This is a genomic window from Rhizobium sp. CC-YZS058 (assembly GCF_034720595.1).
Taxonomy (GTDB): domain Bacteria; phylum Pseudomonadota; class Alphaproteobacteria; order Rhizobiales; family Rhizobiaceae; genus Ferranicluibacter.
Genome location: NZ_JAYESJ010000001.1, coordinates 2,382,010 through 2,394,987, shown reverse-complemented (window position 1 = coordinate 2,394,987; position 12,978 = coordinate 2,382,010). Strand labels below are relative to the sequence as shown.

The 12,978-nt window shown below is 65.7% G+C and carries 14 protein-coding genes; 6 read left to right on the top strand and 8 right to left on the bottom strand.

Annotated elements, in window-relative coordinates; translation table 11 throughout:
* Positions 1–27: 27 nt before the first annotated feature.
* The 3 genes from lptG to U8330_RS11550 form a co-directional block, all read right to left on the bottom strand.
* On the bottom strand, positions 28–1,104 hold the full coding sequence (gene lptG, locus U8330_RS11560; RefSeq protein WP_323105423.1) for an LPS export ABC transporter permease LptG: 1,077 nt from the start codon (positions 1,102–1,104) through the stop codon (positions 28–30).
* Entirely contained in the window at positions 1,101–2,261 is a 1,161-nt protein-coding gene (gene lptF / locus U8330_RS11555; protein ID WP_323105422.1) for an LPS export ABC transporter permease LptF, read from the bottom strand. The genes lptG and lptF overlap by 4 nt, the downstream gene beginning before the upstream one ends.
* Positions 2,262–2,418: 157 nt before the next feature.
* On the bottom strand, positions 2,419–3,270 hold the full coding sequence (locus U8330_RS11550) for a phosphatase PAP2 family protein (RefSeq protein ID WP_323105421.1): 852 nt from the start codon (positions 3,268–3,270) through the stop codon (positions 2,419–2,421).
* A gap of 149 nt (positions 3,271–3,419) precedes the next feature.
* Here U8330_RS11550 and U8330_RS11545 point away from each other — a divergent pair, with 149 nt between their 5' ends.
* Complete coding sequence (locus tag U8330_RS11545) at positions 3,420–4,913, top strand: leucyl aminopeptidase (RefSeq protein ID WP_323105420.1); 1,494 nt, start codon at positions 3,420–3,422, stop codon at positions 4,911–4,913.
* Between the two features lie 7 nt (positions 4,914–4,920).
* On the top strand, positions 4,921–5,370 hold the full coding sequence (locus U8330_RS11540) for a DNA polymerase III subunit chi (RefSeq protein ID WP_323105419.1): 450 nt from the start codon (positions 4,921–4,923) through the stop codon (positions 5,368–5,370).
* Between the two features lie 201 nt (positions 5,371–5,571).
* Here U8330_RS11540 and U8330_RS11535 read toward each other — a convergent pair whose 3' ends face one another.
* Positions 5,572–6,495 (bottom strand): Gfo/Idh/MocA family oxidoreductase, encoded by a 924-nt coding sequence (locus tag U8330_RS11535; protein ID WP_323105418.1) that lies wholly within the window; start codon positions 6,493–6,495, stop codon positions 5,572–5,574.
* Between the two features lie 99 nt (positions 6,496–6,594).
* Between U8330_RS11535 and U8330_RS11530 the strand changes: the two genes are divergently transcribed.
* Entirely contained in the window at positions 6,595–7,437 is an 843-nt protein-coding gene (locus tag U8330_RS11530) for a GNAT family N-acetyltransferase (RefSeq protein ID WP_323105417.1), read from the top strand.
* Positions 7,438–7,540: 103 nt separating this feature from the next.
* Here the strand turns inward: U8330_RS11530 and U8330_RS11525 are convergent, their stop codons facing one another.
* Positions 7,541–7,843 (bottom strand): hypothetical protein, encoded by a 303-nt coding sequence (locus U8330_RS11525; RefSeq protein ID WP_323105416.1) that lies wholly within the window; start codon positions 7,841–7,843, stop codon positions 7,541–7,543.
* A gap of 214 nt (positions 7,844–8,057) precedes the next feature.
* Here U8330_RS11525 and U8330_RS11520 point away from each other — a divergent pair, with 214 nt between their 5' ends.
* Together U8330_RS11520 and U8330_RS11515 are read left to right on the top strand one after the other, a co-directional pair.
* Complete coding sequence (locus U8330_RS11520) at positions 8,058–8,231, top strand: hypothetical protein (protein WP_323105415.1); 174 nt, start codon at positions 8,058–8,060, stop codon at positions 8,229–8,231.
* Between the two features lie 101 nt (positions 8,232–8,332).
* Positions 8,333–8,509 (top strand): hypothetical protein, encoded by a 177-nt coding sequence (locus tag U8330_RS11515; RefSeq protein ID WP_323105414.1) that lies wholly within the window; start codon positions 8,333–8,335, stop codon positions 8,507–8,509.
* Between the two features lie 42 nt (positions 8,510–8,551).
* Here the strand turns inward: U8330_RS11515 and U8330_RS11510 are convergent, their stop codons facing one another.
* From U8330_RS11510 to U8330_RS11500, 3 genes are all read right to left on the bottom strand, one after another.
* Positions 8,552–10,435: an ABC-F family ATP-binding cassette domain-containing protein gene (locus U8330_RS11510; RefSeq protein ID WP_323105413.1), complete on the bottom strand. Its 1,884-nt coding sequence runs from the start codon at positions 10,433–10,435 to the stop codon at positions 8,552–8,554.
* Between the two features lie 86 nt (positions 10,436–10,521).
* Entirely contained in the window at positions 10,522–11,631 is a 1,110-nt protein-coding gene (locus U8330_RS11505) for a GGDEF domain-containing protein (RefSeq protein WP_323105412.1), read from the bottom strand.
* Positions 11,632–11,741: 110 nt separating this feature from the next.
* Complete coding sequence (locus U8330_RS11500; protein ID WP_323107264.1) at positions 11,742–12,260, bottom strand: DinB family protein; 519 nt, start codon at positions 12,258–12,260, stop codon at positions 11,742–11,744.
* A gap of 254 nt (positions 12,261–12,514) precedes the next feature.
* On the opposite strand from U8330_RS11500, the gene ndk reads away from it, so the two are divergent.
* On the top strand, positions 12,515–12,937 hold the full coding sequence (ndk, locus tag U8330_RS11495) for a nucleoside-diphosphate kinase (RefSeq protein ID WP_323105411.1): 423 nt from the start codon (positions 12,515–12,517) through the stop codon (positions 12,935–12,937).
* Positions 12,938–12,978: the final 41 nt, after the last annotated feature.

The window sequence follows — 12,978 nt, the reverse complement described above, 5'->3', positions numbered from 1 at the left end:
GTGTTACTCTGCGGTGTGCGGCCGCCACTAGCCATCCTCCTGATGCAACAAAATCGTAGATCCCAACGCCATCGCAACGACGACAGGCAACCAGGCGGCTACGAACGGAGGCACGATACCGCTGCTTCCGAACGCTTTGACAAGCATGGTTACGACATAAAGCACGAAGCCCGACAGGATTCCACCGAGAATCACCGAGCGCGATTGGTTGAACCGGCTGAACTTGAGCGAAACGCTTGCAGCAATCAGCGTCATTGCAACGAGAAGCAGCGGCAACGAGATCAGGGAATGCAACTGCGTCTGCATGCCATAGGTCGGGAAGCCGAAGGACTTGGCGACCGCAATCTTGCGCGGGAGCTCGAAAATCTGAATGGAATCAGGCTTTCCAAGCGTTTCCTGTACCAGTTCGGGACGGATATTGGTGGCGAGCCGTGCCGTTTTGAGGCGTTTGGGCAACACACCGCTGCGTGTTTCCGTCACCTCGTTAAGCTGCCAGTAACCATCTTCGAGTTTTGCACTGCGCGCATCCTGCCGAAAGGCGATGCGGCCCTGCTGGTCGAGGTGGATGATCGTCACCGTGTTCAGCAGCCGGCCCTCATCCTCGACCGAGCGTGCGCCGATGATGGCGTCGTCGCCGTTCTGGATCTGGCGCAGCCACGGGATGGAGTTGGAGCCGCGCGAGGAAGACGATCCCCAGGAGGCCTCCAGAAGCTCGGCGCTGCGCGCGCCCCAGGCGGCAATCGGGTTGAGGATGGCGAGCGCGGCAAGGCCGAAGAGCAGCGCGCCCACGACGAAGGGCTGCAGGAACTGCCAGGCGGAAATGCCGGCCGCGCGCGTGACGACCAGCTCGTAGCGGCGGTTGAGCGAGATGAGCGAGGCCATGCCGGCAAAGAGCGCCACGAAGGGCACCGTCTGCTGCAGGATGGTCGGAATGCGCAGCGTCGTCATGTAGAGCCCGCCGGCCACGGTATAGCCGGGCAGGTTGCCCATGCGGCTCGAGAGCTCGCTGAAATCGATGATGAAGACCAGCGAGAAGATGCCGATCAGGAAATAGATCACCGTCACGATGTAGCGCTTGAAGAAATAGAGCTTGAGCGTGCTCATCGCGGCACCTGCTTTCCGCCCAGGAGCCCACGAACGCGCGTGATCGTCTCGGACGCCATGCCGCTGACGGTCTTCGGCATGGTCAGTCGCTTGTTGCTGCGCAGCTGGATGACGCAGAGCGCCGTGGTGACGATCGGGATCAGATACATCAGCGGAACGAAGATCTGCGAATCTTCCGCCCCGTTCGCGGCATAGAAGGTCATCCAGCGGAACAGGAAGGCGAAGATCAGCGCCGAGCCCGTCGGGTGCAGGCGCGCCTCGCGGTGCGAGCGCGCATCGCTCGCCACGACCAGGCCGATCAGTGCGAAGATCAGCGGGTAGGACCACTCCGTCAGGCGGCGGTGCAGCTCGGCCGTGTAGGTCTGCGGGCGCTTCTGGTAATTGCTGTCTTCCGGATCGGGATGGAGAAGGTAGGCGAGGTCGCGGTCCTGGGCGCGCAGCGTCGCGGTGCCGGTCTTCTGCGTCAGCTCGGTCAGGTCGAAGGCGTAGGAATCGAACTTGATGATCGACACGCCGCCATCCGGCAGCTTGCGATGCACCTCGCCGTCCTTCATCACCAGCGCCGAGCTGTTCTCGTCGATCGCGCCTTCGCGCGCATAATAGATGAATTCGACATTCGGATCGCGCGAATCGGCCACGAAGATCTCGGTCAGCACGCCGCCGCGCCGCCCGCCGATCTGGATGTAGAGATCGTCGGCGATCCGCCGGAAGGTGTTTTCCTGCACGACGGTGGAGATAAGGTCGGCATTGGCCGTCGCGATCATCTGGCGCACCTGCTGGCGCACCATCGGCTCGACATAGTTGTCGACGGCGAAGGACAGCGCGCTGACAGCCACGGCGAGCCAGAGAATCGGGCGCAGGATGAGGCTTCGCCGGCCGCCGGCCGCCTCGATCACCGTCAGTTCGGAATCATTGTTCATCGTGCCCAGCGTCTGGGTGATGCCGATGACGATCGCGAAAGGCAGAACGAGCGGGATGACGGTCGGAAGGATCAGCGTCGCCAGTGTCAGGAAGGCGCCGATCGACTGGCCGGTATCGGTGACGAGATTGACGCGCTGCAAGGCCTGGGTCGTCCAGATGATGCCGAGCACCGGCATCAGCGCGGTCAGGAACATCTGGAAGACGCGGCGCAGAATATAGGTTTCGAGAATCCTCATCGCGCGCCGGCTCCGGCTCGCGCCTGCGCATCGGGCCGGCCAGGGGCGGCGGGCGGGACGCGGGAATGCCTGTCTCTCTGGATGCTCATAAGGCTCGCAGTACCCAAACCGGTCCGGGTCCGCAACGCCACCCCGGAAGAGGCGGCAGACATTTTCCCTATTGGTGGCTTTTTGGTGACGCATCCTCGGCCGCGAACAGTGCGGTCACGGCTTGGCGGATCGGCGGCGCGACGAGAAGCCCGACCACCATCAGCCAGGCGCCGACGAGTGGCGTGGACAGTGCACCGAGGGCGACATCCGACAGGAAATGCCGGCCGAAGGCGACCCGGAGCGCAAGGCCGCCACAGGCGATCAGCAGCGTCATCGGCAGCACGATCCGGCGCAGGGGCCGCGGCAGAATCAGGACGGCCAGCACGAGCCAGGCGATGCCCGCCGCTTCGCCCGACAGGAAGGAGCAATTGGCGTGGCAGGCGCCGTCGAAGCTGCCCGCCGGCCGGAAGGCGAGCGCGCCGCCGAACAGGTCGATATCGGCCGGTCGCGGCCGGCCGGAATGATCCTTGAGGAGCGTGTTGACGATCAGGCCAGGGCCGAGGCAGAGCGTGGCGATGAGCAGGGCCGCGCGCTGGCGGAAGACCGCAGTCGTTTTCAGGCGGCCGGTCAGGCAAACGATCACGACCAGGAGGAGGCCGATGCCGATCAGCGTCGGCAGGTGGAGCAGCACGATACGGATCAGCTGCAGCGTTTTCGCCTCAGCGAGCGGAAACGCGCCGCAGACGGCCGACGCACCGCCAGGAGAATGCTGGGGGCAGGGAAGGGCGCGAAAGAACAGGCGCTGCACATCGAGATCGATCGACGGGATGAGGTGGAACAGGAAGAGCAGCAGCAACCACAGGCCGGTCAGCCCGGCGGCCAGGCCGATCGCGCGGTGGAGACGGGGGGCTGGGCCGCTGCTCTGCCCCGGGTCGCGCATGGACGGCAGCGGCTCGCGCGCCGGGTTAAGCTTCGGCATCCCGCTCTGATCCATGGCGTCTCCGGCTGCATCCGTCCACGATGATCTTTCACTTGGCCTTTGGGTCCAGCCACGATACCACGTTTTAGAACGCGCGGTTGACAGTTTGATGATGCCGCGCCGCTTGTCGCGTCAGGATCGGAGTGGAAATGGCCGGGACGTTCGAGATCTCTTTCAAGGATAAGCAGAAGCCGCTGGAGGGCACGGTGGTGTGCCTGGCGGCTGCCGACGGCGCGATCGCCGGTGCCGAGCGGGCCGACCCGTCCGGCATCGTGGCGCGGGCCGCCAAGGCGGCGAAGTTCAAGGGCAAGGCCCTGTCGACCCTCGACATCCTCGTTCCGGAAGGCTCGACCGCCGATCGCCTGATCGTGCTCGGGCTCGGAGATCCGGCGGCGCTGAAGCCGCATGACTGGCTGAAGGCCGGTGGCACCGTGGCGGCCAAGGTTCGCACGGCAAGCGCCGTCACCATTTTCCTCGATGCGCCCGGCGTTACCGTTTCGGCACGCGAAGCGGCCGATTTCGCGCTCGGCATGCAGATGAACGCCTACCGCTTCGACGCCTACAAGACCGCGAAGAAGACCGAGGAGGATGCGCCGCCGAAGGCGGTGAAGGTGACGCTGATCAGCGCCGCCGGCGCGGAGGCCAAGAAGGCGATGGGTGTCAGCGAGGCGGTGACGGAGGGCGTGTTCCTTGCCCGCGATCTCGTCAACCTGCCGCCGAACGATCTCGGCCCGGTCGAGTTCGCCGCAAAGGCGAAAGCGCTGGAAGAGCTCGGCGTCGAGGTGGAGATCCTGACCGAGAAGGAGATGACTTCGCTCGGCATGGGCGCGCTGCTCGGCGTGGCGCAGGGCTCGTCGCGCCCGCCGCGCCTGGTGGTGATGCGCTGGAACGGTCTGAAGGGCAAGGACAAGCAGGGTCCGATCGCCTTTATCGGCAAGGGCGTCGTCTTCGATTCGGGTGGGATCTCGATCAAGCCGGGTGCCGGCATGGAAGAGATGAAGGGCGACATGGGCGGCGCGGCCGCCGTGACCGGCCTCATGCATGTGCTGGCCCGCCGCAAGGCCAAGGCGGACGTGATCGGCATCATCGGGCTGGTCGAAAACATGCCGGACGGCAATGCCCAGCGGCCGGGGGACATCGTCACCTCCATGTCGGGCCAGACGATCGAGATCATCAACACCGATGCCGAGGGCCGGCTCGTGCTGTGCGATGCGCTCTGGTACTGCAATGAAAAGTTCAAGCCGCGCTTCATGATCAACCTCGCCACGCTGACCGGAGCGATCATGGTGGCGCTCGGCAGCCATCATGCCGGCCTGTTCTGCAATGACGACGCGCTGGCGGCGCAACTGATCGAGGCGGGGCTTGCCACCAACGAGCGCGTCTGGCGCATGCCGCTCGGGCCGGACTATGACAAGATGATCGACAGCAAGTTCGCCGATATGAAGAACACCGGCGGGCGCTATGCCGGCGCGGTGACGGCGGCGCAGTTCCTTAAGCGCTTCGTCAAGGAAACGCCCTGGGCGCATCTCGATGTCGCCGGCACGGCCATGAACGCACCGACGGACGAGATCAACCAGTCCTGGGGCTCGGGCTTCGGCGTGCGCCTGCTCGACGAGCTGGTCCGCGCCCATTACGAGGCGTGATTCCTTCGTGACGGAGATCCTGTTCTACCACCTGACCGAGTCGCGCCTCGACGATGCCCTGCCGCCGCTCGTCGAGCGCAGCGTGGCGCGCGGCTGGCGGGTGGTGGTGCAGACTGCCGATGAGGCCCGGCGGGACGCTCTGGACGAGCACCTCTGGACCTATCGGGAGGACAGTTTTCTGCCCCATGGCACGGATGCCGGGCCGGCGCCGGAGACGCAGCCGGTGCTGCTTACCGCTTTGCCCGACAATGCCAATGCTGCGACCGTGCGCTTCCTGGTCGATGGCGCGCCACCGCCGCCGCTCGACGCCTATGAGCGCGTCGTCTTCATGTTCGACGGCCACAACCAGCCCCAGCTCGATGCCGCCCGCACCGCCTGGAAGCGGCTGAAGAGCGAGGGCCACAGCCTTACCTACTGGCAACAGACCGCCGAGGGGCGGTGGGAGAAGAAGGGCTAGGGCCTGCCCAGGGGCGAAGATTGTCCCGTTTCGTCCCCGGTCTCATGCAGTGCGCGGGCTCGGCAGGCGCAGGCAGGCGCGAAAGCCGGAGCGCGATCGCGGAAACGGATGCGGCCGCCAAACCCCAGCAACGGCCGCGCCTCTGCAAGAGGCCGATCGCCCTTCGTCTTGCACGCTAGCAAGATCCTAAACCCGCGCGGCTCAATCGTAGAACGCCTCGACCGTCTTGCGGCTGCCGAGCATGAAGATATCGGCGATGTGGCGGAGCGGTGCGACATCGACTTCGGAGCGGCCGGCGGTGACGAGGCTGTGGAAGCGCTCGTAGAGTGTCGGATATTCCTTCTCGCGCTCGTCTTCCTGCGAGACGCCGCCGATGGTCAGCCGCGCGCCGCCATTGCCGAGCACCACCTCGCCCTCCGTCGTCTCGATGACGAAGTCCCAGCGGTCGCCGGGCAGGCGCCAGTCCATGTCGGCCTCGACCACCATGCCGGAGGCAGAGCCGAAGGCGATCTTGGCGGCGATCGGCGCCTCTCGGTTTTCCGGCACCTCGAAGGTGGCGCCGGTCACGAAGACCGGTTCAGGCAGGATATGGGTGAGGATCGACAGGGCGTTGATGCCGGGATCGAAGACGCCGAGCCCGCCTGCCTCCCAGATCCAGGACTGGTTCGGATGCCAGCGCCGCACGTCCTCGTGCCAGAAAATCTCCACCCGCCGGATCGTCTTGTCGGCCAGATGCGCCCGCGCACGGTCGACCATCGGCGCGAAACGGGAGTGCCAGCTCGTAAAGAGCGTCACGGCCTTCCGTTCGGCCAGCGCTTCCAGAATGGCCACTTCGCTCAAGGTCGCGCCCGGCGGCTTTTCGAGGAAGACATGCTTGCCGGCGCTCAGTGCCGCATGCGCGGCCTCGAAGCGCACGCGCGGCGGCATGCAGAGCGAAACAGCCTCGATCTCCGGCACCGCTTCCAGCATGTCCTCGATCGTGGTGAAGTTGCGGATGCCTTCGACGCTGCCATGCCGGCTCGCGGCGGCAACCAGCGCGTAGCCGGGATTGCCGGCGATCGAAGGAAGATGCTGGTCACGCGCAATCTTGCCGACGCCGACGACCGCGATTTTAATGGGCTGCATGGTAAACCGCCGTTTAGTATGACTTAATCTCGGCCGCTTTGTAGCAGAACCGCAGGCTCGGACAAGGCGCATGACGCGGCGGATGACAAGGAGTGGGTGATGGCGATCGGCATTCGAACGGCGGAGCGCGCGGAGCTCGACCAGATCCTCGACTGGGCGGCGCGCGAAGGCTGGAATCCCGGGCTCGACGATGCGGGCGCCTTCTTCGCCGCCGATCCGGAAGGCTTCCTCGTGGCGGAGGACGAGGGCCGGCTGGCCGCAGCCATTTCCGTCGTCCGATTCGGCGCGGCCTTTTGCTTCCTCGGCTTCTACATGGCGCATCCCGATTTCCGCGGTCAGGGGATCGGCCTGCGCCTCTGGACGGCGGCGCTGGCCGCGCGAGAGGGGCGGACGATCGGGCTCGACGGCGTGGTGGCGCAGCAGGAGAACTACCGCCGGTCCGGCTTTGCCTATGCCCATGCCAATCTGCGCTATGGCGGCCGGCCGCAGGTCAGCGATCCGACCGCGAGCGACCTCGTCTCGGTCTCTCCGGTGCTGGTGCCGATGGTGACGGCCTATGATGCCGGGTTCAATCCCCAGCCGCGCGAGGCATTCCTCGCCCAATGGCTGCGCCCGCTCGACAGCCGCCAGAGCGTCGCGCTGCTGCGCAATGGCGCGGTGACCGGCTATGGCACGATCCGGCAGTGCCGGGCGGGCTACAAGATCGGCCCGCTCTTCGCCGATACGGAAAGCGGCGCCGACCTCCTGTTCCGCAAGCTCGCAGCAACGGCGCCGGGCGAGGAGATCTTCCTCGACATCCCCGAGCCGAACGCAGCCGCCCGCGCGCTCTGCGGCCGCTACAACCTCAAACCCGTCTTCGAAACCGCCCGCATGTACCGCGGCCCAGCCCCGGACCTGCCGCTCAACCGGCTCTACGGCATCACGACATTCGAGCTGGGATGAGGGAGACAAATCTTGCAGGAAAGACCTTGCAGACAGTCGATAGAGATCCTGCGACCAATGCAGGCGTGCCCGGTCTCCTGCTGTCCGCCGGTTGCGCGAAGATCTAGAAAATGCGGTAGCGCATCTCCACCCATTCGACCACCTGACGCTTGCGCGGGCGTTTGACGATGACGTCGCGGTTGCGTTCGTCGGGTTTGATGAGGATGATCTTGACCCGCTTGGAGCCGCATTCGGAGCAGTGGAAGCGCAGGCGGTGCGGGTCGCGGCCGGCGCCGTAGATCTCGGCGAGGTCGCCGGGCAGGAAGCTCGAGCGGCGGCCGCAGGGCTGGCCCATGCCGCGGCATTCGGCGATCAGGATATAGTTGTGGCGGGCAGCTTTGCCGAGACTGTCGAGCACGCCGGTCATGAGCAATCCTTCACGCGCAAGGCGCGTGTCGTCTGGGTCTTTCACTCCGCGAGTCAGAACCCGACCGGATTGTTCTCACTATGTTCTGTCGATGTCAGGAGTCAATTCCTATGATCGCGGACGCGTGCGATTCCGTTCCGTTCCACAGCCGATGCATCGCATCCGGCCCCTCCGGCGTTAGAGGAAGATCTGCGGACACTCACAGGAGACAATCGTGACCAAAGCTTTGAGAATGACCGCCGTGTGCGCGCTGTGCGGCCTGATGCTCGCCGGATGCGTCGGTGGCAACCAGTACCAGGGCAGCAACTACGGTATCAACCAGCAGGACGATTCCAAGCCCAATGCGCGCGGCGGCCGCAGCAATGAAGGGGTGGGGACGGGGCGGTAGCAGCCCGACCAAGCGGGGCGGCGGGCTTTCCTGATGAGCCTGCACGAAACGTGATTGCGGCTGCCGCATCTTGGCCGCATTCGCGGCAAAGTCTCGATCGCATGAAGGTTCAGATCTATCTCATTGCGATCCTGTCGAGCCTCATTCTCTGGAGTGCGTCCTTCGACGTGTCGCGCACTGTCTATCGCGAGGCGCATCAGGCCGGCCTGATGCCCAATCTCGAATTGCGCCATCATTTCCATGCCGTGATCACGCGCACGCTCGGGCAGGAAGCGTAAGGGGAAGGCGCCGCGTGCGCGAATGAGGACAGGGCGTCGTCCTCAGTCCGCCATGGCCTCTTCATACTCCGACGACAGCGACAGCCATTGTTCCTCGGCCTCGGAGAGCCTGGCGGCCGCCTCGCCGCGCTGGCGAACCTTCTCGGCCGCCTTGGCGGGCGCCTTCTCGTAGAGCTGCGGATCTGCAAGTTCCACATCAAGCCCCTGAATCTGTTTTTCAAGCTTCGCAGTCAGGGATTCGATTTCATTGATCTTCTTGCGCAGCGGCGCAAGCTGGGCGCGCCGTTCCGCATTGGCCTTGCGCTGTTCCGCCCTCGAGGCCGGTTCGTCGGTCTGCGCCGGTTTCTCGTCCTTCTTGCGCGCCGAGGACACGATGAGGCTGCGATACTCCTCCATGTCGCCGTCGAAGTTCGAAACCGTGCCGCCGTTCACGAGCCAGAGGCGGTCGACGGTCGCCTCGATCAGGTGACGGTCGTGCGAGATGAGGATCACCGCGCCGTCATACTCGTTCAGCGCCTCGATGAGGGCGCGGCGGCTGTCGATGTCGAGATGGTTGGTCGGCTCGTCGAGGATCAGGAGGTTCGGCTGGTGGAAGGCGGCGAGTCCCATCAGAAGCCTTGCCTTCTCCCCGCCGGAAAGATCCTTCGCCGCCGTGTTCATCTTTTCCGTCGCAAGCCCCATCTGGGCGACGCGGGCGCGCACCTGCGCCTCGCCTGCGCCCGGCATCAGCCGGCGGACATGATCGACGGGCGTCTCGTTCGGGATGAGGTCGTCCAGCTGATGCTGGGCGAAGAAGCCGATCTTCAGGTTCGGCGCCAGCAGGATTTCGCCGCCCTGCGCCTCCAGCCGGCCGGAGATGAACTTGGCAAAGGTCGACTTGCCGTTTCCGTTCGACCCCAGGAGGGCGATGCGGTCGTCATTGTCGATCCGAAGCGTGATGTTCTTCAGGATCGGCTTGCCCGGCTCATAGCCGACCGTGGCGCCGCGCAGCTGCACGATCGGCGAGGCGGGCTGCTTCTCGGGCTCTGGGAAGGTGATCGGCTGCACATGGTCTTCGACGACGGCGGCGACGGTTCCCATGCGTTCGAGCGCCTTGACGCGGCTCTGCGCCTGGCGGGCCTTGGTGGCCTTGGCCTTGAAGCGGTCGATGAAGGATTGCAGGTGCTTGCGCGCCGCCTCGTTCTTGGCCTTGGCCTTCACCTGCAGCTCGATCGCCTCGGCACGCTGGCGCTCGAACTGGTCATAGCCGCCGCGGTAGAAGGTCAGCTTCTTCTGGTCGAGATGGACGATGGCATTGACCGCGGTGTTCAAGAGATCGCGGTCGTGGCTGATGATGATGACGGTATGCGGATAGCGGCGGATATAGTCCTCTAGCCACAGCGTGCCTTCGAGATCGAGATAGTTGGTCGGCTCGTCGAGCAGCAACAGGTCGGGCTCGGAGAACAGCACGGCCGCCAGCGCCACGCGCATGCGCCAGCCGCCGGAAAAGGAGGAAGCCGGCCGCTTCTGCGCCTCATGGTCGAAGCCGAGGCCGGCGAGGATGGCCGCCGCCCGCGCTTCGGCGGAGTGGGCCTGGATAAAGGCAAGGCGGGTCTGGATCTCGGCAATCCTATGCGGATCCTGCGCCGTTTCGGCCTCGTGCAGCAGCGCCTCGCGCTCCTTGTCGGCCTTGAGCACGATCTCGATCAGCGGCTCTTCCGTGCCCGGCGCCTCCTGCGCCACCTGGCCGATGCGCGCCTGGCGGGGCAGGGAGACGGACCCCGTCTCGCTGTCCATCTCGCCGGTCAGGATGCGGAACAGCGTCGACTTGCCGGCGCCGTTGCGCCCGACCAGGCCCGCCTTCGTGCCTTCCGGCAGCGACAGGCTGGCATCGTCGATCAGCAGGCGCCCGGCAATGCGGGCGGAAAGGGCGGTGATGGTGATCATGGCCTGCGTTTTGGCCGAACTGCCGGCGGAAGGCAAGCAGGCCTGGGGCGGACACGAGCCTCCCGGCGGCCCGGTGGCGGCGTGGCTCAGGCGGCGCTGACGCGCGGGGTCTTCAGCGCCGGCGCCGCCGGCGGGCGCTTCTCCCGCCGGGTGTTCAATTGCGCGCCCATGCGCGGCGTGCACAGGAGGATGCCCTGCCGCCCGCCCTCGCGCACCGCCTTCAAGGCCAGGTTGGCGCGATCGACAAGGTCCGTCGCGTCGCGCGCCTCGCTCGACAGCGCGATGCCGGCGGACAGGCCGAGGCGCAGGCCGGAAAAATCGCGGTCGGGCAGGCGGATTTCGAGCGACTGGATCTGGTCGCGCAGCCGCGCGGTGATCGTCTGTGCCGCCTGGGCATCGACCTCGTAGAACAGGAAGGCGAACTCATCGGGACCGATGCGGGCGGTGAAGTCCCTGCGCTTGACGCTCTTGCGCAGCGCAGCGGTCACCTTCTTCACGGCCTTCTCGGCGACCGCCGGGCCATAGGTTTCGCCCAGCATGTGCAGCTTCTCCACCACGATCATCACCAGCGCGGTGGAGGACTCCGTCGCTTCGCGCGCAGCGTAGAGCGCCTCGAGCCGCTCGGCGAGCGCCGCGCGGTTGCCGAGCCCGGTCGAGCGGTCGACATTGCCGCTCTTGCGGCTTTCCTCGATCTCGCGTGCTGCAACCTTCAGGGTCTCGCGGGTCTCGCAGACCGTGGCGCTGATCTGCTTCTCCTTGCGCCGGAGCTGCGCCACGACCTCGCGCAGCGCCCGGGTCTCCTCGGCGAAATCGGTAGCGGCCAGCGGCGCCTCGGCAATCCGGTCCCAGAGATCCTCGAGCCGCGTCGTCATCAGCGCGTTGACGGCGCCGAGGTCCATGACCGGCTGTTCAAGGGCAACGAGCGATTCGTGCGCCAGCTTGTGGATGCGGTTGAGCTGTAAGGCGAGATGGCCCGGCAGGCGGTGGCGGAGACCCAGCTCGTCGAGCAGCCGCTGCTCGGGCTCGCTGCCGAGTGCCGCCAGATCGCGCAGCAGGTCCGGGCGACGACCCGAGAGAGCCTCGAACAGCAGTTCGTAGTTGCGCGGCAGGGCCGAGATCCCACGTTCCATCATCACCCGGCAGATCTTGCGCATCGTACCGGCCGCAGCGCTGCCGCCGGACTCCAACTCCACCACACACCTCTCCCTTCGCCTGCATTGCCCTTTGTCTTCCTGCCGCGTAGGGCAGAATCAGGACCCTTCCTCCATCTTGCTCCTTGAATATTTCCCAAGGCTTAACTGAAGAATCAAGCCCGCGACGCAGCCTGCGCCTCCGGCATGCGCTGGAACCAGGCGAGGTCAAGCGCGAGGCTCGGCTGGCCGAGCACGGTCAGGATCATGTGGCACTGGCCGCGATGATGGGTCTGGTGGTTGAAGAAGTGGGCAAGCCCGCCGGACAGCGGCTGGGTGACCGGCTCGGGCAGGGTGATCGGCCTGTAGGTGATGGAGCCGGCAAGCGCAGCGTCGTCGAGCGAGGCGATGTAGCGGCGGATGCGGTCATCCTCGGCCTGGCGTTCCGCCGTCAGCTGCGAAAGCGTTGCGGCCTGTTCGGCATCGAGCCGATCCGGCGCCGGCCCCGCTCCGACGAATCGCGCCATCCAGATCCGGTCGGCCGCGAGAATATGGTTGAGCGTGCGATGGAGCGAGCCGAAGAAAGCGCCGACCGGCCGGCGGTAGGCCTCGTCGCTCAGCCTTGCGGCGGCCTCGTAGACCTGCCGGTTCGCCCAGGCATTGTAGGCGGCAAACTGGGTGAAATGGGTGTGCAGGCTCATGGCCTCTCCTTCCTGCGCATCGGCATGCCGTCGGCAAGGAGCCGCGGCCTCGGTGCAAGACTATCAGCTGCCGGCGCGTGGCGGTGCGATGGCGCGCATGAAATTCGGTGATCGATCGCGCTTCGGCCTGCGGGTGTCGGCCGGAGGCGCGCGCCACCCCTTGTTTTGCCGGGCATTGGCAGTTAAGGAACCGCCAAACCCCTGACGAAACCCCGCAGCCGCGGGATCTCAAGCCGAGGACTTTACACATGGCGATCGAACGCACTTTTTCGATGATCAAGCCGGATGCCACCAAGCGCAACCTGACCGGCGCGATCACCAAGATGATCGAGGATGCCGGCCTGCGCGTCGTTGCGTCCAAGCGTGTCTGGATGAGCAAGCGCGAAGCGGAAGGCTTCTACGCCGTCCACAAGGAACGCCCCTTCTTCGGCGAGCTGGTTGAAGGCATGACCTCCGGCCCGACCATCGTCCAGGTCCTGGAAGGCGAGAACGCCATCCTCAAGAACCGCGAAATCATGGGCGCCACCAACCCGGCAAACGCCGATGAAGGCACGATCCGCAAGACGCATGCGCTGTCGATCGGCGAGAACTCGGTTCACGGCTCGGATGCGCCGGAAACCGCTGCCCAGGAAATCAAGTACTGGTTCTCCGACACCGAAATCGTCGGCTGATCGTCCAGAGCAGGACGGACAGTGCGAGACCGGGGCAGCGA